This is a genomic window from Blautia stercoris (assembly GCF_054657695.1).
Map to the genome: position 1 here is coordinate 1861023 of NZ_BAAHYF010000001.1, position 23583 is coordinate 1884605.

Here is a 23583-nt window from a genome sequence, read left to right on the forward strand (position 1 = left end):
CATAAAAAAATATATTTATTTTTGACCTGTATTTTTTTATGATTAAGTCAACAAAAATCAGTGACAGAAAAATTTCGAAAGTACATATTAAACATTGGAGGTAAAAGAAAATGAAGAAAAAAATCGTTAGTGTATTACTCACAGCAACCATGCTCGTTGGCCTTTGTAGCGGCTGCGGAAAATCAGGAGGAAGCTCAGAAGCCAAGCAAAATGAAAATTCCAACAAAATCACTTTAATGACACAGGACACCACTTATGGAAAAGCATTTGATGAATATATCCAGAAAGCCGAAGAAGCAACCGGTCTGGAAATCGAAACAATTGCGTGTCCAACCAACACAGACGACCGTCAGGCCAAAATCACAACCATCCTTTCCTCAGGCGATGACAGCATCGACGTGATTACAATCAATGATGAAATGATGAGTGCATTTAAAAACACCGGATACTTAGAGCCACTTCAGGATACGGTCATGACACCGGAAGTTATGAAGAATTTCCCGGAGAAATATATGAAAGAAATGACAATGGTTGGCGATAATGCTTATTCTGTTCCTTGCTTTATGGATATTCTTGCTTTCTGGGTAGATGAAGAAAAGATGGCAAACGCAGGTCTTACTGAGATTAAAACAAAAGAAGACTTCGAGAAATATGTAGAAGCAAACTCAGCAGACGGCAAATACGGATATGGCGATGCATGGGAAAAAACTTATGTATTTAACTCAATCGGAACGTTTGTAAACTTATTTGGTGGAGATTACTATGATTGGACTAATCCGAAAACGCAGGAAGCGGTAAAATTCATGTACGACATGATGAAGAATAATGAAACTCCGATTTCTCAGCTTGCCGATCAGTATGACCCAATGATGCAGAAATTCTTTGATGGCGACTACGCTTCGATTTTCATGTACGTAGGTGCAATCCAGACTTTTGTTAATTCCGGAAAATATGGTGCGGATAAACAGCACATTGCACCTATGCCAACATTTGAGAACAAAACCGCTTATATGTCTACATGGGGATATGTCCTGAACAGTGCTTCCAAAAATAAAGCAGCCGCAGAGAAGTTCCTTAAATACGCAGCTAGTGAACAGGGCGAGCTGGATTACACCGAAATGACTTCCAGACTGCCGGCAAGAACCGATGTATTGGAAAGCGATGAGTTAGCTGCAATGGATCTGCCAGGTTTGGATGAAATCAGAGAATACGTAGCAGATACTGAACTGCTTGCGCGTCCTATGGCTCCTCAGGCAATGGAATTCATCAGTGATATGGGTTCTTTATTCCAGCAGTATGTATCTGATGAATTAACACTCGATGAATTTTGTAAAAAGGCACAGCAATCTGTTGATACTTATGTCGTAAAATAAAGTCGTTCATATCGTATCTCAGAGATTTCACAGGAGGTAAATAGCAATGAAAAAGAAGACAAAGGGACTATGGATCGCATGGCTTCTGGTGCTTCCGGTAGTGATTGTACGAGCATCTACAACACTTTATCCAATCATTATGACCTTTATCAACAGCACTTATGACATGAGCTTGTTAAAAGGAACTGACTTTCAGTTTATCGGATTAGGAAACTATATTAAAATCTTTAGCGATCAAAAATTGTTATCTTCTATTCGATTTACTGTAATATTTACGGTAGTATCCATGTTCTTCCATCTGATACTCGGCGTAATTCTTGCATTAATGTTAAATATGAAGATTAAAGGTAAAAAATTCTTACGTACTATTGTACTGATTCCATGGGCAATGCCAATGGTAGTAGCCGGACTTGCTGCAAGATGGGCATTCAACGACGCATACGGATTAATCAATGATCTAATCCGCAAATTTGTTCCGGACTTTCACTTTGACTGGCTTGTGCATGCAAATTCTGCACAGGGCGCAGTTATCGCAGTTGACTTATGGAAAGATTTACCATTCTTCGCAATTTTAGTACTTGCTGCACTGCAGTTTTTATCAGCCGACATTTATGAAGCGGCAAAAATTGATGGAGCCGGACCAATCCGTTCCTTCTTTTCCATCACATTGCCAAACATTATGAAAACAATATTAAGTCTTTCTATCTTCTTTACTATGTGGCGATTGACAAGTTTTGACTTAGTATATGCGATGACCTCAGGAGGTCCTGGAGATTCAACCTCACTGTTAGCATATCGAATTATGCAGGAAGCCTTTACAAACTTAAATCTTGGATATGCATCTGCAATCGCGGTTTGCTTGTTTATCGTTATGACTATTTTAAGCTTTATCCAGCTTAAGGCGATAAAGAAATTTGATTAAATATAGAAGGAGATGTGGAAAATGAAACCAAAAAACAAAAGAATTCTGGCATCTGTATTCAAATGGATTTTAATCTTGATCGTTGCCTTTATTATTTTACTTCCATTACTTTGGATTTTTACATCATCTATTTCGCCGGCAGATGAATTGTTTAGTTCCCCAATTCACTATATACCGAAGCACCCGACACTGGATAACTATATCCGGATCTTTACACAAATGAATCTGGGCGAAAAGATTTTAAATACTGCAATTATTACCGTGTGCTCATTAATCTTATCCACTGTAATCTGTTTGATGTCCGCTTATGCATTTACTCGTTATTCCGGAAAAGGACTTACTCTTGTATATGCTGCAATCGTGGCTTCTGCTTTGATTCCGGGAATCGTAACCGCAAGACCATTATACGATTTAATGAAACAGTTCGGATTAATTGATACCTTCCCAGGACTGGTTATCATGTACACAAGTGCGTTAATTCCATTTACCATGTTAATTTTAGGCAACTTTTTAAGTGAAATTCCAGTTTCAATGGATGAAGCTGCAGAGATTGATGGCGCGAATATGTTCCAGAAACTGTTCTATATCACGCTGCCTTTAATGAAACCGGCAATTGCAACAATCTTAATCATTAATTTTATCAACTGCCTTAACGATTTGTTTACACCATTGTTTTTTGCACAGAAAATAGAAGTACTCAGTGTTGCAATTACCACAATCCCAAGAGAAACCTCATATAGTATGCCATGGGATTTGATTAGTACCGTTGGATGTGTTATCCTGTTACCAATCGTTATCTTCGTATTAATCTTTGAAAAACAGATTATGGAAGGTGTCATGGCAGGCGGTGTAAAACAGTAAACGGAGGAATTGATAATGTCAGATATTTTTAGATTAAAAAATGGAAGATCCAGAGCGATAAATGCAGAAAATCCAACTGGTGAAAAAGGAAAGGGCGGGATGGCAGCAAGCCATCTTGGTCCTTCCAGAAAAGGAAGTCCATGTTTAAAAGATATTATGCCAAATGAAACGGTCGTATTAGCTGAAATGGATGGACCGGGTATTATCCAGCATATCTGGATTACGGTTGATAATAAAACATCAGATGCCGATTGTTATGTACTTCGCGATTTAGTACTTCGCATGTACTGGGATGATGAAGAAACTCCATCTGTTGAAAGTCCTTTAGGTGACTTTTTCTGCTGCGGTTTTGCAAGAGAATGTCTTGTGACTTCTATGCCGATTTCTGTCGTTCCAAACAGAGGCTTTAACAGCTATTTTGAAATGCCATTCCGCAAAAAAGCAAAAATCACTTTGGAAAATCAGCATGATAATCCAATTCCTGCATTCTTCTATCAGGTAGATTACTGTTTATACGATGAGTTACCGGAAGATACCGCTTATTTTCATGCACAGTGGAGACGTCAAAGAATTACCGAACTCGCAAAGGATTATGTGATTTTGGACAATATCAAAGGAAAAGGCCATTATGTTGGTACCTATCTTGCTTTGACAACACTTGAGAGATATTGGTGGGGCGAAGGCGAAGTTAAATTTTATATTGATGGAGATGACGAATATCCAACTATCTGTGGTACCGGAACCGAGGACTATTTTGGTGGCTCCTGGAGCTTTGCACATCAGGTAAATGGAAAGACGGTAGAACAAACTTATAATTCTCCATTTTTGGGATACCCTTATTATTCCGCACATGATGAACTGGTGCATAATCCTTATCATAATGATGACTGCCCACCGATGCGAGGCTTTTATCGCTGGCATTTGATGGATCCGATTTGCTTTGAAGAAGATTTAAAAGTTACGATTCAGCAGATTGGAGTATGTTATAAAGGCCTGTTTGAACGACAGGATGATGTTGCAAGTGTTGCTTATTGGTACCAGAGTGAACCACATCAGGCGTTTGCACCGTTGATGGATAAGAAAGGCAGATGGCCTAGATAAGAAACTTTTTAAAATAAATACTCAAGTTGTGTCCACCTCCGACTTCACCTTGTCCGGCGGTGCAACTTCTCCGGCAAAGTTATCCGGGAAATAAATAAAATCTTTGATAAACCTCAACCTCCTTGTGCTTAGAGTATATGAAGTTTTGGCTTTATCTTGTAGTTTGCGAATATCTGTATAAATAGAAAAAGCCCTTTGAGAAAAGGATTTCTCCTCTCTCAAAGGGCAAGTTGGCAAACAGGAAGTTGTATCATCACTTATCTTTATCTTTTTTTGAAAAAATAAGACTGCCAGATATGCCAAAAGATATACCCAGACATATTCCGATTCCAATTCCAGCCATGCTATTTAATGAGTTTATGAAAACAACGCTCCAAAGTATTGCTGCGATTATTCCGATAGTGACTCCTATAATTACCTTTTTGATTTTCATTAGTTTTATCCTTTAATTCCCGATTTTACTTTGTGACTATGACTTTTCCTTCCGAATCCAGAAGAGGTGTAATACTGGCTCCAAATCCGGAGTTCCAACAAAGGTAGTTAACCCCAGTCTCCTTATCTACAAGAATTTGACGAATTCCTTCATCTTTAAGCCCACTTCCGTCTCTAAATGTAACTTCAAATCTTTCTTCTTTCTTTGCCATGTTTACTCCTCTTTTCTCAAACGTTAAATCCCGATTTGTATTTCTGTTTGTTTTAAAAATGGGCAACTCCGATTGGAATTGCCCACTCATTGCACTAATTATGCGATTTTTTCTTGCTTGCACCGATTTCTGCATCAAATGATGTAAGTTTGATGTAAATCGCTGTTTTTTTAGTTTTTTATCAAATGAAGTACGTCCCGTCTATTCGGTAAAACGGTACATCTTTACATCACGTCGACTGGCGTCTCCGTGCGTTTTTCGCCTTATGTCGGTGTTCGCAAGCGCACACCGCCGCAAGGCTCAGTTTTCTCATCTTAATAGAGCTTTGCACCTGCCGGAATATGGTCATCAACCATCAGAAGATGAAGTTTTTCTTCGCCCTCTTCCTCATGTATTGCACTAAGTAACATTCCACAGGAATCAATTCCCATCATAGCTCTTGGCGGCAGGTTTGTGATAGCGATCAGTGTTTTTCCAACCAGTTCTTCTGGCTCATAATAAGCGTGAATACCGCTTAAAATGGTACGATCTGTGCCTGTTCCATCGTCCAGAGTGAACTGTAACAGCTTCTTGGATTTCTTAACTGCTTCACATGCTTTTACCTTTACAGCTCTGAAATCTGACTTGCTGAAAGTATCAAAATCAACCATTTCTTCGAATAATGGCTCAACTTTTACTTTGGAAAAATCAATCTTCTCAACTGGCTTTGTTTCCTGTGCTGCATTGTTTGCTTCGTTCTTAGCAGCACCCTGTGACTTCATTGTCGGGAAAGATTTCACGTTTTCTTCATGATTCTTCGGGATGCGTTATTATACTATATTGTCCAAATTTATAAACCTTATATATTCTTCACTATTCTTCATTATTAAGTTCTTTTTGTTGTCAATTTGTTGTAAATCAAACAAATTGTTGTCATCCGTTCTACTAAGCACTTCTCAAAAAATATCTAATTTTGTTGCTAAATTCTCGAATGACTCTTGTTTCTTTTCCTCTGTTGCTTCCGCATAAATATCCATTGTTGTTTCAATGTTTCTATGTCCCATAATGGATTGAATAACTTTTAAATTTGTTTCATTTTCGCAAAGTCGTGTACAAAAAGTATGTCTCAGATGATGACAAGAAAAATTAGGTAGTATAATAGGATCTCTTCGCTCTCTTTTAGCTCGTACCACTTCGTCTGCATTATAACTATTTGCTATACGCTTAATCGTATGATTGACTGTTTGTGGATTTGGAACCATTCCAAAACGATTACAAAAAATAAATCCTGACATTCCATCAATTTCTGATTCATTAAAACCATTTTCCAGTTGTTCTTCATAAAGCATTTCAAAAGCATCTTTCACAATATCCAGCATTGGAATTGTACGAATTCCCGCTTCTGTTTTGGGTTTGGATATTCTCAATACACTTTTGTTGCTTTCTGGTTTTTGATAATAACTCAAACTGTGATTGATACTGATTGTTCTTTTGTCATAATCTAGGTCTTGCCATCGAAGCCCTAATGCCTCACCAATTCTACATCCTGTTCCAAGCAACACCGTAAACATAGGCCACCAATGGTAATATATCGGATGGTTCGCAATATATTCCATAAATGCTCTTTGCTGCTCTACTGTCAATGCATGTCTGATTCCTCTGTTCTTCCCGGATTCTCTGCTGATTTCTTTCATTACTCCATCAGTAGGATTATTTCGTATAATCTCATCCCGCACTGCCAACTGAAATGTTGGATGAAGCAAACAATGAACAGTATCTAATGTTCCCAATGAAATTTTTACTTCATTAAGAAGATAATAATAAAACTGCAATACATCAGAATACTTTATATCTGCAATCCGCTTTTTTCCAAAGGTATCACGTACATAATGATCGTACGTATATAAATATGAACTTTTTGTAGATTCACGCAAATTATACTTCGTGGACATATACCGATCAAACGTATCATTCACACTTGCCTTGCCAGCAACATAGAGGTCCAATCCGTCCAACTGATCCTTCATCAGTTTAGCTTCTTTCTCTCTTAGTTCTGCCAGATCGTTAGCATATATAAATTTACGTCTGCCCATCGGATCTGTATAGGTGTACATGTATCTTTTATCTGATGATCTTTGTACTTCTCCTTTGCGTAAAGATCTTCCTCGCAAATCTTTTCTGACTTTCGCCATAATAGTTTCCTCCTCTTAAGAGAGAAGCACTTACTATTTTTTCTGCTCGGATAAAAGTATCTCTACCCCTTTTAGGACAATGTCCGTTGTATTCATTTTATGTTGTTCGGCGTATGCAAGCATCTGGGAATATAGCTGATCAGGAACACGAATGCTTAATACTTTCTTCTTTGCATTGTCTGATTTTGGTCTTCCCATCTTTTTCATTTCAGCTCTTATACCTCCTATACCAACATTATACTTTCTGTATGACATAAAGTCAATTAAAAATGCAGAAAACTATAGAAGTTCTTCTCTCTTATTTTCTCTCTTAAAATTTTAATACTCTCGGAATGTTTCCAAATATTTTTCAAATATCTCACAATTTACTAAAGCTACTTTATCAATTTTATAGACTGCTTTCGCCTCTTTTGCTAATGCCTGAAATTTTGTCAATCCTAAACTATATTTCTCCGCACCTTCTGGATATCTCACGAACTTCTTTTCCATTTTCTTAGTAGCTTCCACATCTTTTCTTGCAAAACCCATTTCACAAAACTCCTTTCCATTTATGAATAAGAAAGAAAACAAATTTGTCTTCTCATATAACGAAAGGAAATCAATGGATTTTACAGGGTGATTATGATAAAAAGTTAAAAAAATAGTTGTCAAAGGATTTTCTTCGACAACTATCGTTACAAATTACTACTATTCATATTGAATTTTTTTATTTTCATATTTTATATCACAACCCATTTCTATAAATCTCGTTTATAACAGCCTGCGCCTGTTCCATTTCTTTTTTCTTTATGAATTCTTCCCGGTCACTTAAAATTGCTATCATTTCATCTATTACATCTTCCATTCTAGGTTCCGTGTAACGATACAAGTATCCTAACATTCTAGTCGCCGTATAATCAGTATTCAAGATATTATAAGCTATTTCTGAACAAAGTTCTTTCGGATATCCTTTAGTAAGTAAAACCTTGTACAACTCATCTGTTCTTTCTGTTTTCATAAACCATCTCTCCTGTAAATTTTACGCTGCTTATATCAATATTCCTTCCCAATAATCCAATTCATGCTGACAGATCTGCGCGATCCATCCATCAAGTTTCAAATTCTGTTTCTTCCAATTCATATCCAAATATTCAACTTCTGGGGCAGATAGAATACTCTAGATACTTTATGGTACACATTTGTAATTTTTCATGTTAATATTCTCTGAATTATATCTGATGTTTTTCTTGCGCCAAATTATTAAAGCCAAAATCTAATCATAAAACACTATTCTTTCTGCTTTAATTTCTCTAATATTGATAACATATCCGGTTGTGTAGACATGAATTTCACACATAATTATTCCTTATTTACCTATTCATATTTTTTTAATATTACTGACAAATGCTATAATACACATCATCCGCAAGATATGTATTAAATTGTTGAGAGTATTTTTCACTATTCTTTAAAAAATCATCTATCATATTAGGAATCAAGTATGCCTGATCAAATCTGATTCTTAATAACGGAATGCCTTTGTTACGACAATATTCATTTTTTTCTATATCAGCTTGTCTTCTTTTCAAATATCCCTTTTTCCCTCCCCAGCGATTGATCGACTTAAAATGCTGTTCTCCATCAAATTCAATAAAAAGTAATGTTTTATTCCATTCCAGCGAAAAATCATATCTTTTTCGTATTTCTCGTATATAATGTTCTGTACGAAAAGAGATTTTTTTCGCTTCTAAATATTGTTTAACAAGCCCTTCTCCCAATGAACAGTCTGCTTCTTTATTTGTTACAACATGTATATTCGCAACAATATCATTAAAGTCTCCATTTACAAAAACTGGCTCTTTCCATTTTGTAATAATATCTTTTCTCCCTTCTCCCACATGATACCGCTCCCAATGAGCTTTTCTAATATGTGGTCGCTTTCCATTCTGACTGCTTTCACTGTTCTCATATTGTTGCATTTTATTTTTTTGATAACTTCTTATTTTTTCTCCATAACGGCATCCAACATTCCACTTACGTACTTCTGAATATTTATTTTTCACCAAACTTGATGGTTTATATGTTTTTATAGTTTCTGAACTTTCAATAACATCCGCTTCTTTCGAAGATAAATACATCAAAAATTGTAATAAAAACAGTCTAAAATTACTCACTCCTCCAATAAACCACTGCGTCCTAAAACTATCTGATGTATACATCAAATCTTTATGCAAATTATAATCAAAATAATATACGCCATTGTCAACACTATACATCTCTGGTTTTATCCAAAATGTATCTGCATATGCCGTGGGATTTTCGCCTTCATACTCATGTACTGGTATATGTGAATATCCGATTTCTGTCGGAAGAGAGGATATTCTTATTACTCCTGTATCGTATACTTTTACTTGTACAAAAAATCCTTCATATACGAAAAGTTCATTTTTTGAGAAGTCCAAATAAAAGGTATCAAACGGTATATGTTTGAGCATTTCCGGATATACTCTTAATTTATTTGTGCCTAAGAGTGCTTGCGAGAAATCATAATCCGGTTCATATACAATCTTATTATATTTCCAGACTCCAGCAAATCCAGCTGTTGCAAAACAAGCACTTATTGTATGCATAGCAAAATAGTTTTTATCAAACATATTATATGTATGAATATATCTTTCTTTATTTGGACCCGAATAATTACTGGTTCCCCAATCAGCATCTGCAATCATCTCTAGTAATACCTCAGGTTCACAATTAATATATTCCTCACTACAATATAACTCTGTCAAAACACTATAACGTTTCACGTACTCTAATGGCAAATACATTAATTTCAACTCCTAATCACACATTCAAAATTTTTTCTACATAAAACTATTATACATCATCTATTGTCTTACGCACACATAGAAGAGATAAGCATCCATCTTCTGTTTCATAAGGTGCATCTCACCCTCTATTCTCAAAGTCTATTTTGGGGGATGATTCTGAAATGTAGTATAGCAGTTTTTTTACTTTTTTTCTATCTCGCCCTGTATTTTTCCCTCTGAGCATTTCGTTATATGAGAGGGTTAATCTTTCAAGAGCAAGATCCACCCAGTAATACGGTATCGCCGTTTTGGCTTTCCGATTACTCTGAGTTTTATCTTGATGTGGATTACGCTCCCCATACCCTCGTTACTGACATTCACAAAATGTCAGATTGGCTTCCACATAAAATGTGTACGCAACACCAGAAGTATCAGAAGGGACAGCTGATATTTCTAGTGGAGTGCCCTGAAGTTGGAAGCACTCAATTAAGGGAGGAGGAACATGGCACCAAAGAAAAAAAGAAATGAAATGAAACACTCTAATATCATTTGTTTAAGATTAAGTGACATTGAATTAGAGTTAGTCAATCATGCCGCTTCTCAGGCGAAATTATCCCGTTCTGATTATCTGAGAAACCTGATTTTAGATCACAAAATGGCTATACACTATGAAGTTGTCATTGATAGCCAAACAATAAAAATGCTCTTAGCAGAGTATGGAAAAATCGGCTCTAATCTTAATCAGATCGCAAAATATTTCAATACAGGAGGAGCGTACTCTAAATCTGTAACAAACGAAATCCAGCAATGTCTTTACGACCTCTATAGGTTAAAAAAGGACCTGCTAAAAATGATAGGTGATTATCGTGGCAATAGTGAAACATATTAAAAGTCGGAATGCAAACTATTCAGATGCTCTGAATTATCTCATCTTCCAGCATGATGAATCAACCGGAAAAATGATTCTCGATGAATTTAATCGGCCACTGCGAAGAGATGAATTATATGTGGATGGTCTCAACTGTAATCCCGATACTTTTGATGTTGAATGCTATGAATGTAATGAACATTTTAAAAAGAACCGAAGCAGATCTGAAATCAAAAGTCATCACTATATCATCAGTTTTGATCCAGATGACAAATCAGAATGTGGGCTGACCGGAGAAAAAGCACAGGCTCTATCTTTAGAACTTGCAAAGAAAATCTTTCCGGGATATCAGGCTCTTATCGTGACACATACCGATGGTCACAATGGTTCCGGCAATATCCATACGCATATTGTGATCAACAGCGTCCGTAAGGAAGCTGTCAAAAGACTACCTTACATGGATAAGCCCCATGAAGAAATTGCCGGATACAAGCACCGATCCACAAATAAATTCCTGAATTATTTCAAAAAGGAAATTATGGATATGTGCATCCAGGAGGGACTTCATCAGGTTGATCTTCTCTCTCCAGCTGAAACAAAAATCACACAGGCTGAATATATGGCGCAAAAATCCGGACAGAAAAAATTAGAAGAGACAAACAAAAAAATCATTGCAGATGGGTTGAAACCAACTGCCACTACATTTCAGACACAGAAGCAAGAACTTAGGAATGCCATCGAAGAATGCAGCTCGCATTCTAAAAGCTTTCAGGAATTCCAATCTCTGCTTTTTGAAAAATATCAGATTTCCGTCATTGAAGAAAGAGGAAGATATCGTTATCTCCATCCGGATCGGGACAAACGAATTACTGAGAAGGCTTTAGGGACTCAATACGGCAAAGAACATTTAGAACAGCTCTTCTCACAAAAAGATCCAATAACCATTCTTTATGTCAGATCGCATTTACGGTTGGTGCTAGATCTTCAGAAAAATGTGAAAGCAATGCAAAGTCCCGGATATGCTCATCGGGTAAAAATATCCAATCTTCAGGAAATGGCAAATACCATTATCTATGTGCAAGAACATGGATACAATACCCAAACTGAATTAAAAGATGCCTTTTCCAAATCTCAAAAACAGTTAGATCAGGCAACAGATCAGCTTATGGAAATGAATGCAGATTTGAAAAGCATCAATCGTCAGATCCATTACACCGGACAATATTTTGCACAGAAAGCGCTCTATACCGAATTTTTAAAAGCAAAAAACAAAGGCAGATTCCGAAAGGAACACACCGCTGAAATTCAGGCATATGAAGAAGCCCGCGACTGGCTAAAATCATTTTATCCGGATGGAAAGATGCATTCCATCAAAACATTGAAGGAGCAAAAAGCTAGATTGCAGGAACAGATTAATCGGCAAAAATCATCCATCCAATCTCTAAAGGATCTGACACAAGATTTAAAAACCGTAGACAAAAATGTGGAAGCAATTCTCCACAACCAGGTTCCGAAAAAGCAAAGGACACAGGAACCCGAATTATAAATCATTTTACAAAGGAGAAATTACAATATGACACAAAATGAATTTAATGTTGTCCTTGAACAACAATATCGAAAATGTGCCGATGTCCTGGCACACAAGAAAAAAGAATACACCGGAGACCGCATTGACCGCCTGAGTGCGTTTAAAATCGCTGCCTCATTACAGGGATGCACACCTAAGGCTGCTCTGGCCGGAATGATGTCGAAGCATGTCGTATCTCTGTATGATATGTGTTACTCTTCTCTGCTCCAGTTTGACTTAGAGCAATGGGATGAGAAGATCACCGACTGCATCAACTATCTTATTCTGCTGAAAGCATTGATAAAGGAGGAGCAAGCCTATGGATCACATTGAGACAAAGATTTTAAATAGTTACACCATTCAGGAAGCGGCTCAAAATATGGTATTCGCAGCTAGGCTTACCCAACAGGGACACTCCATCCAAAACATGGATGATCTTATGACACTTTACCATAAATCTTTTACAGACAAAACCGTAGACCGGATTGCCAGTCTTCCCCATCCAACCGTACAGAAATTTACGGTGATCACAGTTGCAATTGTAGGCGCAAGCAGACGTTTTCTTGCACAGATCACTCGTCATCAAAACGAAGTAAAATTCATGAGTGCTTCTTTACAATATAGCAACTATTCAGAAAAAGCTGCATTTGTGATCCCATATGAAATCCTTTTTTCCGAACAGAGATACATTGATCTCTATCTGCAAAGCTGTTTATCGGATCTCAGATGTTATCAGGAATTATGTTCTGTGGGATTTCATCATGACTCTGCCGGTTATGCTCTTCCTCATGCTTTGAGAAATATTCTGATTATCTGCGCTACACCTTATGAGTGGAAACATATGATCGGTCAGCGTATCTGCAGGAGAAATACCGACGAAACAAGAATTGTAATGTTGGATATCTGGCAGAAACTATATGAATTTGATCCGGTGTTATTTTCACCGAAGCTGACCGGTCCTTTCTGTCAGAGGGAATGCTGTGAAGAAGGTTCTATGTCCTGTGGAATCCCTATCCCAAAAGACTGGTCTCCATTAGAAATAATGAGAGCAGATTATCCTCTGCTCGTAGAAGGGAGGGAAGCTGTTTATGAAGATTAAATTAATCGACTTTGGATTAGAGAAAGATCATTATCCATTCCGTCCCCATGAAAATGATGCCGGGGCAGATGTATATATGCCTTATGACTGCACCTTAAAGCCGGGAGAAATTGAAAGAATCCCCTTAGGATTTGGTCTCATGATTCCGGATGGATATGCCGGTTATGTCTTTCCAAGAAGCAGCATGGCTGCAAAAGGATTGGTCTGCGAACTTCCGCCTATTGATTCCGGATATCGTGGAGAAATTCATGCCATCATCAGTAATGTTAGTTCAGAATCCCAGACACTCCTCAAAGATACCCGTGTAGGACAACTGGTTATCACTCCCGTTCTAATCGCCGACTTTGTTCTTGATCTTGGAGAGGCAAGAGATATCAGTGCATTTGGAAGTACCGGTGAATAATCTTCCCTACAAAATCAGAGGTGTCGAACAACTTATGATTCGACACCTCACACACTCAAAATAACGAATGGAAAGGAAACACTACAATGATCACATTTGGAAGAAAATTGAAATATTTAAGACAAAAAAGCACTTAACTCAGAAAGAACTTGGTATCACACTTGGTTTTCCCGAAGATTCTGCTGATGTCCGTATCGCTCAGTATGAAGCAGATGCCAGAAAGCTCCGTGATGAAAACCTTGATAAAATAGCAAAAATACTTGGAATGCAAATAGATATTCTTACGGTTCCAGTATTATCAGAACCAAAAGAATATGAAGCTTTTTGGATGCATGAATTAGCTTCCGAAGCATAGCTTTATATGTTTCATAGAAAAAGCAGTTCATTCCGATTTCCTGCTCAGTTGTGTAACTTATCACTCCAGTAGCCAATATGACATCATGAAAAACTTGAATGCAGATGTGGACTGATATATAAAAGCAGAGGATATTGTGTTGTAGGATAAAGATAGCCAGAACGCAGACAGTTCACAGAACAACAATTCGCAGGAACAACAGAAAAAATAAAAATTCTCCTCATAAGTTAGAAAAATAGAGGAACGCTCCCGTTAATAGGTTGCCTACCTTATCGTAAATAGTTAAAATAACGATAGGCGGTGGCATAAATGTATCAAATCAACAATGAAAAATTTGGACAATTTTTAGCCGAAGTGCGAAAAGAAAAACATATGACGCAAAAAGACTTAGCAAATAAGTTGTTTGTGTCGGATAAAACAGTTAGTAACTGGGAACGTGGAAACAGTATGCCAAATGTTATATTACTTATTCCTATTGCTGATGTACTTAGTATTACAGTAACAGAACTTTTACAAGGAAAACAAATAAAAGAGAACAAGACATTAAATAGTAATGATGTGGAAGCCCTTGTTGTAAACTCGTTAGACTTATCGTTGCGTGATACAATACGCCAACGAAAAAAACTAGATATTTGCATCTCTTATTTCAATCGGTGTGGTAGTTATAGAAGCAAGATTATTAACCGTTTCTGGAATTTCAATAGAACATTATAAACCCTGCCGTCCCTGTTACGCAGACAATATCATGCGGATAGGATGATGATCAGAGGACTAATCCAAGGACGTTTTTTCTTTGGATGTAAAATCGAAGCATTGAACTCAAAAAAACTCTTTACTTATCGAAAGGGCTTGGGGCACTATGCTCAAAATCCAGTATTGGTATAACAAAAAGGATAACTGTCATGTTGGTATTGCCTACTAACATCGGGAAAACCATAAAAATCCAGTTGTATAAAATTTTCAAGGTACTATATGGTAGGTCAGAGAGTTTTTACAAACTCTTTTGGCCCCAACATCTTGAATAATCAAATATTTCAGTTTTATATAGTGTTTATTATATTTAAAAAAACAGGCCTATATTCATTCTAAACTCGTTGGGTAAAATGTCAAAATCCATATGTCCATTATAAAACTCTACTTTTTCACGAACGATTTTAAGTCCTAAACCATGAATGTATTTATTTTCCTTACTTGTGATTAATTTTCCATTCTTTATAGAGATTGTTTCATTATCTGAACTATTTGCGGTTTTTATTATTAACATATTATTAATCGTACCAATCCAAATATGAATCCATTTTTCGCCTTTTTCTATTCTATTGCATGCCTCGATTGCATTGTCCATAATATTTTCAATAATTATGTATAAATCCTCATCTCGTATATTTATATTAGATAATGCAATATCCTCTTCTACAATTATACCACGTGATTGAGCCTGGGATATTTTATCATTTAGAATATAGTTAATTAGTTTGTTTTCTGTCCAAATTTTTAATTTTGAATATGTTAATTCATTACGTTGCTTTTTAATATATTCAATGGCTTCTTCAACTTTATAGTCTTCCAGATATTGCTGTATAATTGTTAAAATAGCGTTAGTATTATGAACCTTTTTTGAGATTTCCAGGATTGATTCATCAAGATTACTAAAATTTTTTTGAAGAAGTTGATTTTCTAGTTTCATTGAATTTTCACGCATTAATAGTCCTTGATATTTCGAACGTAACCCTAATATAACACTTATTAAAATCAAAGTTATTAAAAAAGAAATCCAGTTGTCTAAAATATTATCTTCTATTTTCATAAAAGCTATTTTTTGATAACAGACAACGCTAACATATAAAATAATTGATATTACAAAAAGCTCTCTGTGATATTCTTCAAAATAGATTTTTATATTATGTATATTTCTTAGTAAAAGAAAATATACAATAATCAAAATCATTTTCATTGTAACTATAAAGACAATTCTTTCATAGTGACCACCACCGGTACCTATAATATTACCAATGTGTGGTTTTTTCAAAATTATTCCTAAAAGAAACAACATAAAAAGATCTAATGTAAGAATTAGTAAATAGTACAAATTAACTACTGTAAAGACTTTCAGAAAGTGAACTTCATTGTTGATTATATAAAATCCTATGGACATAAGTATGACCACTAAAAAGGGAAGAATCATTACAAAATATACAGATATATTATTTACAATAGTTATTAAAACTGTCATTAATAACAAATGAAGGTATTTAAGTATATAGTACTTTTTTTTATTACAATTATTTTCAAAAAAAGCTTCCAATGTTTTATAGCAAATAAAGCATTCAATAAATGTTATGATAACGTCTATACAGTTTATCATTATACTTAGAACCTCCCATTCCAATTATGGAATATTTTTTTCTTTACATCTGACAAATGCGGCCTGCTAACAATAAGATTTTCCCCGTTATTTAATGTTAGAATGTTATTATTTAATTTTATAATATACCTTATATTAACAATGATTCCTCTGTCTATAAAGAACAAATCATCTGAATTTATTTCTGTTAATAAAGTTTTTAAACCTTTTCTAATTTTAGTTTTGTATCCATTTCGGGTGCATATGATAGCATTATTTCCTTCACGATATATGTATATTATATCTTTAATAAATATTTTTTCATATCGATTATTTGTAGCAACAATATAACTATTACACTCTTCATTTTCAACATTATGATTTATGATTTGTATTATCTCTGGTATTTTCTTTTTTATATCTTCTTTTTTTACATATCGAAATGCATTATATTCAAATGCATTAATTGAATATTTCAAATGACTTGTTACAAATACTATATAATTATTTTGATACTTTTCACGTATTAACTCCGCTATTTTAAGCCCATTTATAAAAGGCATTTCTATGTCTAATATATAAATATCAAAATACACATTTTCTTGTAAATCAAACAAAAAATATTGACTACTACCATATGTCGCAACTTCTACATTTATATGTTTATCTCTGCATGTATTTTCTATAACTTTTTTTAAATAAATTAAATATGCTTCTTCATCATCTACTATAGCAATTTTTAACATACTAATCCTCCTCAAGAGTATAAAAAATGCCGCGTCTAATATCTCTGAAATATGCGTCTATAGGAGTTATGATTAACTCATAGGTATCATTACTTAAATCATCCTCGGTAATTCCAGGCTTTGCATTACTACTATAACTATATATACCGATTTCTTTATTTTTAACTTTGAAAATTATATCATCTATCACTTCATTTATTGGCATTGTATGATATTTTGATGGTGACCAACGTCTGATAACGTTTTTAATTTGATGTTTGTTCAACTTTAGTTTTGGAAAACTAGATTTATTTTTAGCGTTTACTTCTTCATAGGTAATTCCCAACAAATCAATCACAATATTAAATAATTCAGAATATTCATTATACATAAATCCAGTGTCTAAAAATGCTTCAATATATTTATAGGCTACTTCTAAAAACTTTGTATCTTGAAATTCATAATAATATGCCAATAAAGCCTCTATGCAACGTTTGTATGTATTTTTAATGTCTATACCTTTATAATGAAGAGATGACATGGACATCTTTATTGCGGATACTTCCTCTATTTTACTTTCTTTTTTTTCCATAGTAAACCCCTTTTTGTTTTTATTTTATCAAATATGAGCATATTTGTAAATATATGGGCATATTGCTCTCTCAACTTTGATGGAAAGAGCTGATAAAATAAAACAAAAGGAGATAGTAAATTATGAACAAATTAATTGGAAATAGGATTAAACAAATACGTACATCTCGAAAAATGTCTCAGGAAGTATTAGCTGCTAAGTGTGATATGTCAATAAGTACAGTAAGTAGATTAGAGAGAGGGGAATTAATGGTCAGTTTAGAGAAACTTTTAAATATTTCTTCTGTACTTAATGTGAGTATAGATAAGTTACTTATTGATTTTATATCCATAGATGAAAATGCAACTATTTTATTGGATAAACTTAATTATTATTTCTCTCAGCTTTCGAGTAACGAGCAAGATTTTTTCTTATTCGTTTTATCGTATTATATTGATACATGTAAACGCTTTTAAGAATACCATATATATTTTTTTTGAATTTTTTTTGAACGTAAATTGTCGATTTATGAATGTAAATTGAATATATTACCTCAAAACACATTAAAAATAGGACAAAAAACAATATTTAGCACATGAAGTTAAATAGATATTGTATGATAAATGCATGAAAGGAGGATTGCTTTGGAGAAAAAAGCATCTGAATATTGCACTGATTATTTGCTAAAAAAACAAAATATTAGTAATATGTATAGAGAAATTTATGTTTATGGGTTTGAACTCTTTTTTTCTACTGTGTTTACTGGCTTTACTATATTTCTTATAGGTACTATTTTTTTTAAAGCATCATTTTCTTTAATATTTATTACAATATTTACTTCTTTACGGATATTGAATGGCGGGTATCATGCTGATACATTTACAAAATGTTTTATATACAGTAATTTCTTTTTTATAATTAGTGTACTACCCATTTACCATAGTGCCATATTATTGTCAGGATACACATATGTAATTATTGGATTTATGTCGGGCATTGTAATATTATTTCTTGGTCCATTACTGGATAAGTGTCAGGAAAAATTATATAGCCAAAAAAAAAAGTTTCAAATTTATACATTAGGTTTATTGATAATATATATATCGATTAGTATATTTTTGCTTTTTTTCTATAAATCAAATCCGTATATAGTTGTTATATCTAATACACTTTTACTGGTTGCAGTTCTTCAGTTAAAAGTTAAATTTGATAGGCTTTTACGAAAATAAGCTTGAAAACTTATTATGTAGTTTTAAGATGAATTCGTAATTGACTATAAATATATTTTTAAAATTACAGGAGGTTATTTATGCGTAACAAGATTTTAGATTTATTTACTAATCTTATTTACCAAATTGCTTTATATGGTTCAGGTCTTGCATCAGCAGGATTTAGTTATCAACCGAAACTTTCCGAGCAAGGTAAGGCAATATTGCGAAAAAAGTAAAAGAACTATAGGGAGAATATTTCTTTCTGTTCTCAAAAAATTATTACACAAAATCAAAGTATATTTCAGTTGAAGAACAGCTTTTCTATAAATGGATAAGGCATACTAGATAAAAACTGCTTACATCCTTGTAGTAGATAACAGAGGTTGCAATTTTGAAATTGTGTAGCTTCCAAACTAGAAAGAATTATTCAGTTTGGAGACTTATTTAATATCATAAGGGGCTGTCGCACTAAGTAATGCGTAGCTCCTTTTCTAGTGAAAAAATAACTGCCAGACCTCGAAAGAATCCGGCAGTTGGTGTAAAATTAAGGTAAACGCAAAATAGTAAGTACCTGTTCAAAATCATCCAATGTGAGATAATAGACTCATCACTGTAAGCACTTAATAACAAAGTGCCTATAAAAATAATGAGGATGGCTTTACCATCCTCGAAGTTACTTACATTCCGCTTGTACTGCCTCCGCCCAAGGCATTAAATCATCTAGTTTCATTCTAGCTTCTATATAGGCTGCGTTTACAGCACTTTTCTCACTAGGCATTTACTGTTCCTCCTACATTCTGTTCATAGTAATCTAGATCCCGTAAAAGTTCTGGATTATCATCATGGTATTCTCCGGTTTTATATAAAACTTCCTGTCTCTGTTTAGATTCCTCAGGAAGAGACAGCCTGCCTGCATTGTAAGCTTTGAGCAGTTCTTTAAATGACAGGATGTCCATAGAATCATGCTGTATTGCATATCCGATAAAACGATTGAGGGTATCTGTATCATAGAGTTCTTCAAGCAGCATAATCTTTCTTGCGTAATGCGTGGGCTGATCAAACTTTTTTCCAGCTGCTTCCAGGTAAGCCAGACCATTACTGTATTTGGCAGTGAATTCCCTTCGTATCTACGGAATCGATGTTGGCGCCTTTGGCGCTACATTTTTATAGTGCTCCGGATTCGTCAGGATTTCATGCTTGTTACGTGACGCTTCCAATTTCATAACATAGTTCTTCTTTCTGTCATAAAACTGCAACTCGATCCTAAACCCATAAATAATTCTGAAATACATGGTTTTGCTGCAAAGATATCGGGAACACTATACTTATTTCCGCCAATACTGATATAGCAGTCAGGACTAATAATCCTGCTTTCTAATTCCTTCAGGCGATAACGACGATCTGGCAATGGTAACAACAGATTCCTTTCTTCCTGAAGATAATGTATGTTTGGAATGTTTGTTGCAAAAGTAAAATACAGAAAGTTGCAACCTGATTTTGTAGGTATTTGCCGAATCAACGGATGGAGTAAATGTAGGTACTAATTTGCTTCATTCGTTGATTTTACAGGGGTTTGGGGGAGTAGCCCCCAAGGTCTTTTTGCAATTACTGAATATTATGGTACGGCAGAGTATAGTGGTTCAGTTGTCAAGACAAAAATCTAAGCTTTTTATAATGAACTGATATATGTAACTGGGTAGGGGGAAAAAATCCCCCTTAGGCTGCATGATCATCCAGTAACAGGATCGGATAATAGCAGGATGCCGGTGTCTGATTATTGAGTGCAGAATGACAACGTTCAAAGTTGTAAGTGTGCACATATTTACCGATTGCCTTCCGTGCTTCTCTGATATTGTTATATTGGGTCAGATATGCTTCCTCGTACTTGAAGCTCCGGAACCATCGTTCAATCATGATATTGTCAGCCCAGCGGCTTTTACCATCCATGCTTTGAAAGATCTGGTTCTCTTTGAGAAAATTCATATACTCATTGCTTGTAAACTGACAGCCCTGATCCGAATTCAGGATAACAGGTTTTGCTACCATAAACGCCTTCTTTAGCGCAGTTATGACCATTCTGGTATCCAGAGTATCATCGACTTCCCATCCAACGATACAGCGGCTGTACCAGTCAATCACAGCTGTTAAATATAAAAATCCATGTTTAATGGCGATATATGTGATGTCGATTGACCATGCCTGATTAGGACGGTCGATAACGGCGTTACGCAGCAGATACGGGCAGACTTTAGCCTGTTGCATACGTTTAGAAAGGTTCATTTTTGGATAGATTGGATCAATCCCCATTTCATTCATATAACGGCGCGTTTTCCGGCGGCCAACCTGATGCCCTCGTTTCTTCAGTTGAGCAGACAGTTGTCGTGCTCCCCAGGCCGGGTTATCCGTGTGTAATCGATCTATGATCGATTTGCAATCTAACTCCTCCTGAGATATGGGCGTGCCCTTGTAATAAACACTGGTACGATTGATATCAAGAAGCGCAGCTCCTGTTTTAACTGGAAGTTCTTTAGTCTTCAAAAGGTTTTGGACTAAATTTACTCTCGTAGTCAGGTCCAAGTGTTTCTTCAGATTTTTTTTTCAACCAATCCACCTGCATGGTGAGCTGGCCAACTTTTTTCGCATATTCAGCTTTTTCCTTGCGCTCTAAAGCGAGTTTTTCTTTCAGATTATCCTCTCGTGTGTCATCAAAAACCACGGATGCTTTATCGAGGAATTCCTTCTTCCAGTTGCGGAGAAGGTTTGGCTGAATATTGTTTTCGCTTGCAATTGTATTTAAGTCTTTTTCTCCTTTGAGCAGTTCAATCACTAATTCTGATTTGAATTTGGCGGAGAAATTTCTTCTTGTTCGAGACATAATAATGATCCTTCTTTCTGTAGTGTTTACAGTATATCAGATTCATTAAGAAATGTCTCTTGAAGTGTCTTAAATTACGATACCATTATAGAGCCGCCAGTCCGGTGTGGCCCCGGAATAATCAATTACCTACATACACAACATTTTGCAATTACCTACATTTTTGCTTTGCAAAAAACAGTTTGGAATTCTTTTGGTCGTTGTATGTGTTTCATTACACCAGGACTCAACGAAATCCTTCCCACGACGATTCAAATCTTCCATGCATTTCTGCTGATGAAACAGATTCAGGCAATCTATCGGGAAGAAACAACACATAAATATATGATTTCCGATATGGAGCTCAAACGTAAAGCTATGGAAAAAGTGGGAAGTGCCGGTAACAGTTCTTATAAATACAAGCCATCTGCAGATATCATGAACTTCTTGAATTCATTATGCTAAAAAATTATGTGCTCATAGAAAGTGATCTGCATTATATAAATATGCTTGATTAGGCTCTATGAGCACATAACTAAGTTCGGCACATAATTCTTCTTATGTTCTTAAGCACATAAGAAAAAGAATTGGCAGATGATCGATACGATTCATGGAGCCAAATCTTCCGCAATCATTTACAGTATTGTAGAAACTGCAAAAACCAATAATCTGAAACCTTTTGATTATGTGCATCATCTCTTGGAAGAGATTCCGAAACACATGAATGATAAGGATTGTTCTTTTCTGGAAGATCTTCTGCCCTGGTCAGAAAAACTTCCGGCAGGGATTCGCAAAGCTTAAATATCGATGGCTGCAAAGCAGCCGCCTAAAAATGTCACGGTACTTGCTATTTGGCGCTTACATAGATCGAGGGCATCGCTCAATCATCTAATTTGATGATTTTGCGACACCCTCTTGTAAAGATAGAGTGAATTTTTTATAGGCGAAATTATTTATCATCATTTATCTTTTATTATTAAGGAATTTATTCATTTAGCCAGATAAAGTCAGTAGTCTCAATAAAAATATTTTTATAAATTAGGTCAGCCATTTCGTCAACATTTAAATTAATATTTGCTTCTGCAATTTTTCTTCCAACATTATTGTTATGAAGATCCATCTCCTTATGCTCTAACTTTGTATGGCCATCTGCCTCAGTACCTATCATATCTTTATCTTCATGAGCAGTTGCAAATAGTTCGGCTTTTTCACTGCCAATCATTACAACCATTTCAGCATTCCATAAACCATGCCTAAATGCATCGCTTCTGTCACCTAAACCATTATTACCAAATTTTAATTCAGTTTGTTCAAGAGCAACATTTTTTGCGGTATTAACTTTCAAAGCAGAAAATGGGTATTTTACAACTAGCTTTTTTTCACTATCAGTTAATGCCCCCCATATATCAGAAATGCTAGAACGAGTCCTATAGACTTCGTCTAGTAGTCTAATAATATCTTCATTGCTCATATTGGGATGCTGACTTTTTAATGAATTAATAAAGTCGATAAGTACGGTAAATTCTTCGTCGCTCCATTCCTGTATGTCACTATTAGCATTTTCTGAATAAGCGCTAACGTTTATACTAGCTGTACAAACCAAAATACTACATGTCAATAATCCCAAGATACATTTTTTAAATTTTCTCATTTTAATCTCCCATCTTTTGTATTCTAATTTAATTATATTAATATGTATAAAGCGATAACTTATTTGTATTCTCC

General features: G+C 35.1%; 31 protein-coding genes and 2 pseudogenes. 16 read left to right on the forward strand and 17 right to left on the reverse strand.

The window, feature by feature from the left end:
* Nucleotides 1–110 precede the first annotated feature (110 nt).
* Genes ACYQ2D_RS08895 through ACYQ2D_RS08910 form a run of 4 tightly spaced genes read left to right on the forward strand, consistent with a single transcriptional unit; the run spans nucleotide 111 to nucleotide 4257 of the window.
* Complete coding sequence (locus ACYQ2D_RS08895; RefSeq protein ID WP_117457127.1) at nucleotides 111–1373, forward strand: ABC transporter substrate-binding protein; 1263 nt, start codon at nucleotides 111–113, stop codon at nucleotides 1371–1373.
* Nucleotides 1374–1419: 46 nt separating this feature from the next.
* Entirely contained in the window at nucleotides 1420–2295 is an 876-nt protein-coding gene (locus ACYQ2D_RS08900; RefSeq protein ID WP_022302650.1) for a carbohydrate ABC transporter permease, read from the forward strand.
* A 21-nt stretch (nucleotides 2296–2316) separates the two neighbouring features.
* Nucleotides 2317–3156, forward strand: a complete 840-nt coding sequence (locus tag ACYQ2D_RS08905) for a carbohydrate ABC transporter permease (RefSeq protein ID WP_022302649.1) — start codon at nucleotides 2317–2319, stop codon at nucleotides 3154–3156.
* 15 nt (nucleotides 3157–3171) lie between these two features.
* A complete protein-coding gene (locus ACYQ2D_RS08910) occupies nucleotides 3172–4257 on the forward strand; it encodes a glycoside hydrolase family 172 protein (protein WP_459785215.1) in 1086 nt (361 codons plus the stop codon).
* Nucleotides 4258–4510: 253 nt separating this feature from the next.
* On the opposite strand, the gene ACYQ2D_RS08915 is transcribed toward ACYQ2D_RS08910, so the two are convergent.
* The 9 genes and pseudogenes from ACYQ2D_RS08915 to ACYQ2D_RS08955 form a co-directional block, all read right to left on the reverse strand.
* Nucleotides 4511–4690 (reverse strand): hypothetical protein, encoded by a 180-nt coding sequence (locus ACYQ2D_RS08915; protein WP_054752407.1) that lies wholly within the window; start codon nucleotides 4688–4690, stop codon nucleotides 4511–4513.
* 25 nt (nucleotides 4691–4715) lie between these two features.
* On the reverse strand, nucleotides 4716–4901 hold the full coding sequence (locus ACYQ2D_RS08920; RefSeq protein ID WP_117457123.1) for a DUF6440 family protein: 186 nt from the start codon (nucleotides 4899–4901) through the stop codon (nucleotides 4716–4718).
* 314 nt (nucleotides 4902–5215) lie between these two features.
* Nucleotides 5216–5683, reverse strand: a pseudogene (locus ACYQ2D_RS08925) (lysine--tRNA ligase); the annotation flags it as partial.
* A 153-nt stretch (nucleotides 5684–5836) separates the two neighbouring features.
* Entirely contained in the window at nucleotides 5837–7072 is a 1236-nt protein-coding gene (locus ACYQ2D_RS08930; protein ID WP_204454946.1) for a site-specific integrase, read from the reverse strand.
* 33 nt (nucleotides 7073–7105) lie between these two features.
* The gene (locus ACYQ2D_RS08935; RefSeq protein WP_009246937.1) at nucleotides 7106–7279 is read right to left on the reverse strand and encodes a hypothetical protein; all 174 of its coding nucleotides are present in this window, start codon (nucleotides 7277–7279) and stop codon (nucleotides 7106–7108) included.
* 111 nt (nucleotides 7280–7390) lie between these two features.
* Nucleotides 7391–7600, reverse strand: coding sequence for a DUF6462 family protein (locus tag ACYQ2D_RS08940; RefSeq protein ID WP_008976866.1), 210 nt, complete (start codon nucleotides 7598–7600; stop codon nucleotides 7391–7393).
* Nucleotides 7601–7796: 196 nt separating this feature from the next.
* On the reverse strand, nucleotides 7797–8069 hold the full coding sequence (locus tag ACYQ2D_RS08945; protein WP_054703388.1) for a hypothetical protein: 273 nt from the start codon (nucleotides 8067–8069) through the stop codon (nucleotides 7797–7799).
* Between the two features lie 30 nt (nucleotides 8070–8099).
* Nucleotides 8100–8198 (reverse strand): peptide deformylase, encoded by a 99-nt coding sequence (locus ACYQ2D_RS08950; protein ID WP_459785218.1) that lies wholly within the window; start codon nucleotides 8196–8198, stop codon nucleotides 8100–8102.
* 247 nt (nucleotides 8199–8445) lie between these two features.
* Nucleotides 8446–9879 carry an AcrVA2 family anti-CRISPR protein gene (locus ACYQ2D_RS08955; protein ID WP_204454948.1) on the reverse strand — a complete coding sequence of 478 codons (1434 nt, stop codon included), beginning with the start codon at nucleotides 9877–9879 and terminating at the stop codon, nucleotides 8446–8448.
* Between the two features lie 484 nt (nucleotides 9880–10363).
* On the opposite strand from ACYQ2D_RS08955, the gene ACYQ2D_RS08960 reads away from it, so the two are divergent.
* The 7 genes from ACYQ2D_RS08960 to ACYQ2D_RS08990 all read left to right on the forward strand — a co-directional run bounded on the left by ACYQ2D_RS08960 (nucleotide 10364) and on the right by ACYQ2D_RS08990 (nucleotide 14867).
* The gene (locus ACYQ2D_RS08960) at nucleotides 10364–10750 is read left to right on the forward strand and encodes a plasmid mobilization protein (RefSeq protein WP_033143206.1); all 387 of its coding nucleotides are present in this window, start codon (nucleotides 10364–10366) and stop codon (nucleotides 10748–10750) included.
* On the forward strand, nucleotides 10728–12275 hold the full coding sequence (locus tag ACYQ2D_RS08965) for a relaxase/mobilization nuclease domain-containing protein (protein WP_204454949.1): 1548 nt from the start codon (nucleotides 10728–10730) through the stop codon (nucleotides 12273–12275). The genes ACYQ2D_RS08960 and ACYQ2D_RS08965 overlap by 23 nt, the downstream gene beginning before the upstream one ends.
* 27 nt (nucleotides 12276–12302) lie before the next feature.
* Nucleotides 12303–12629 (forward strand): hypothetical protein, encoded by a 327-nt coding sequence (locus ACYQ2D_RS08970; protein ID WP_004606466.1) that lies wholly within the window; start codon nucleotides 12303–12305, stop codon nucleotides 12627–12629.
* The gene (locus ACYQ2D_RS08975) at nucleotides 12616–13395 is read left to right on the forward strand and encodes an FAD-dependent thymidylate synthase (RefSeq protein WP_204454951.1); all 780 of its coding nucleotides are present in this window, start codon (nucleotides 12616–12618) and stop codon (nucleotides 13393–13395) included. Before ACYQ2D_RS08970 ends, ACYQ2D_RS08975 begins: the two co-directional genes overlap by 14 nt.
* Nucleotides 13385–13798, forward strand: a complete 414-nt coding sequence (locus ACYQ2D_RS08980) for a dUTP diphosphatase (RefSeq protein ID WP_204454954.1) — start codon at nucleotides 13385–13387, stop codon at nucleotides 13796–13798. Before ACYQ2D_RS08975 ends, ACYQ2D_RS08980 begins: the two co-directional genes overlap by 11 nt.
* A gap of 67 nt (nucleotides 13799–13865) precedes the next feature.
* Nucleotides 13866–14153 carry a helix-turn-helix domain-containing protein gene (locus ACYQ2D_RS08985; RefSeq protein ID WP_459785222.1) on the forward strand — a complete coding sequence of 96 codons (288 nt, stop codon included), beginning with the start codon at nucleotides 13866–13868 and terminating at the stop codon, nucleotides 14151–14153.
* A 309-nt stretch (nucleotides 14154–14462) separates the two neighbouring features.
* Nucleotides 14463–14867 (forward strand): helix-turn-helix domain-containing protein, encoded by a 405-nt coding sequence (locus ACYQ2D_RS08990; protein ID WP_459785223.1) that lies wholly within the window; start codon nucleotides 14463–14465, stop codon nucleotides 14865–14867.
* Between the two features lie 346 nt (nucleotides 14868–15213).
* Here the strand turns inward: ACYQ2D_RS08990 and ACYQ2D_RS08995 are convergent, their stop codons facing one another.
* From ACYQ2D_RS08995 to ACYQ2D_RS09005, 3 genes are read right to left on the reverse strand one after another with little or no spacing between them, the layout of a single operon-like run.
* The gene (locus tag ACYQ2D_RS08995) at nucleotides 15214–16518 is read right to left on the reverse strand and encodes a sensor histidine kinase (protein WP_459785225.1); all 1305 of its coding nucleotides are present in this window, start codon (nucleotides 16516–16518) and stop codon (nucleotides 15214–15216) included.
* Nucleotides 16519–16523: 5 nt separating this feature from the next.
* Nucleotides 16524–17243: a LytR/AlgR family response regulator transcription factor gene (locus ACYQ2D_RS09000; protein WP_204455015.1), complete on the reverse strand. Its 720-nt coding sequence runs from the start codon at nucleotides 17241–17243 to the stop codon at nucleotides 16524–16526.
* A gap of 1 nt (nucleotide 17244) precedes the next feature.
* On the reverse strand, nucleotides 17245–17814 hold the full coding sequence (locus ACYQ2D_RS09005; RefSeq protein WP_204455013.1) for a hypothetical protein: 570 nt from the start codon (nucleotides 17812–17814) through the stop codon (nucleotides 17245–17247).
* Between the two features lie 122 nt (nucleotides 17815–17936).
* Here ACYQ2D_RS09005 and ACYQ2D_RS09010 point away from each other — a divergent pair, with 122 nt between their 5' ends.
* The 3 genes from ACYQ2D_RS09010 to ACYQ2D_RS09020 all read left to right on the forward strand — a co-directional run bounded on the left by ACYQ2D_RS09010 (nucleotide 17937) and on the right by ACYQ2D_RS09020 (nucleotide 19240).
* A complete protein-coding gene (locus ACYQ2D_RS09010) occupies nucleotides 17937–18269 on the forward strand; it encodes a helix-turn-helix domain-containing protein (protein WP_204455011.1) in 333 nt (110 codons plus the stop codon).
* 168 nt (nucleotides 18270–18437) lie between these two features.
* On the forward strand, nucleotides 18438–19022 hold the full coding sequence (locus tag ACYQ2D_RS09015; RefSeq protein WP_204455009.1) for an accessory gene regulator B family protein: 585 nt from the start codon (nucleotides 18438–18440) through the stop codon (nucleotides 19020–19022).
* An 80-nt stretch (nucleotides 19023–19102) separates the two neighbouring features.
* Nucleotides 19103–19240 (forward strand): hypothetical protein, encoded by a 138-nt coding sequence (locus ACYQ2D_RS09020; protein WP_204455007.1) that lies wholly within the window; start codon nucleotides 19103–19105, stop codon nucleotides 19238–19240.
* Between the two features lie 534 nt (nucleotides 19241–19774).
* Here the strand turns inward: ACYQ2D_RS09020 and ACYQ2D_RS09025 are convergent.
* The 4 genes from ACYQ2D_RS09025 to ACYQ2D_RS09040 all read right to left on the reverse strand — a co-directional run bounded on the left by ACYQ2D_RS09025 (nucleotide 19775) and on the right by ACYQ2D_RS09040 (nucleotide 21879).
* Nucleotides 19775–20032: an ABC transporter B family protein gene (locus ACYQ2D_RS09025; protein ID WP_204455005.1), complete on the reverse strand. Its 258-nt coding sequence runs from the start codon at nucleotides 20030–20032 to the stop codon at nucleotides 19775–19777.
* A 191-nt stretch (nucleotides 20033–20223) separates the two neighbouring features.
* Nucleotides 20224–20523: a Mu transposase domain-containing protein gene (locus ACYQ2D_RS09030; protein WP_459785228.1), complete on the reverse strand. Its 300-nt coding sequence runs from the start codon at nucleotides 20521–20523 to the stop codon at nucleotides 20224–20226.
* 197 nt (nucleotides 20524–20720) lie between these two features.
* Nucleotides 20721–21581 (reverse strand): IS3 family transposase, encoded by an 861-nt coding sequence (locus ACYQ2D_RS09035; RefSeq protein WP_459785229.1) that lies wholly within the window; start codon nucleotides 21579–21581, stop codon nucleotides 20721–20723.
* Complete coding sequence (locus ACYQ2D_RS09040) at nucleotides 21532–21879, reverse strand: transposase (RefSeq protein WP_270534373.1); 348 nt, start codon at nucleotides 21877–21879, stop codon at nucleotides 21532–21534. Before ACYQ2D_RS09040 ends, ACYQ2D_RS09035 begins: the two co-directional genes overlap by 50 nt.
* 204 nt (nucleotides 21880–22083) lie before the next feature.
* On the opposite strand from ACYQ2D_RS09040, the gene ACYQ2D_RS09045 reads away from it, so the two are divergent.
* Nucleotides 22084–22323 carry a hypothetical protein gene (locus ACYQ2D_RS09045; protein WP_459785230.1) on the forward strand — a complete coding sequence of 80 codons (240 nt, stop codon included), beginning with the start codon at nucleotides 22084–22086 and terminating at the stop codon, nucleotides 22321–22323.
* A 111-nt stretch (nucleotides 22324–22434) separates the two neighbouring features.
* Nucleotides 22435–22659 (forward strand): annotated as a pseudogene (locus tag ACYQ2D_RS09050) (transposase domain-containing protein); the annotation flags it as partial.
* 184 nt (nucleotides 22660–22843) lie between these two features.
* Here ACYQ2D_RS09050 and ACYQ2D_RS09055 read toward each other — a convergent pair.
* Complete coding sequence (locus tag ACYQ2D_RS09055; RefSeq protein WP_204454793.1) at nucleotides 22844–23509, reverse strand: DUF6973 domain-containing protein; 666 nt, start codon at nucleotides 23507–23509, stop codon at nucleotides 22844–22846.
* Nucleotides 23510–23583: the final 74 nt, after the last annotated feature.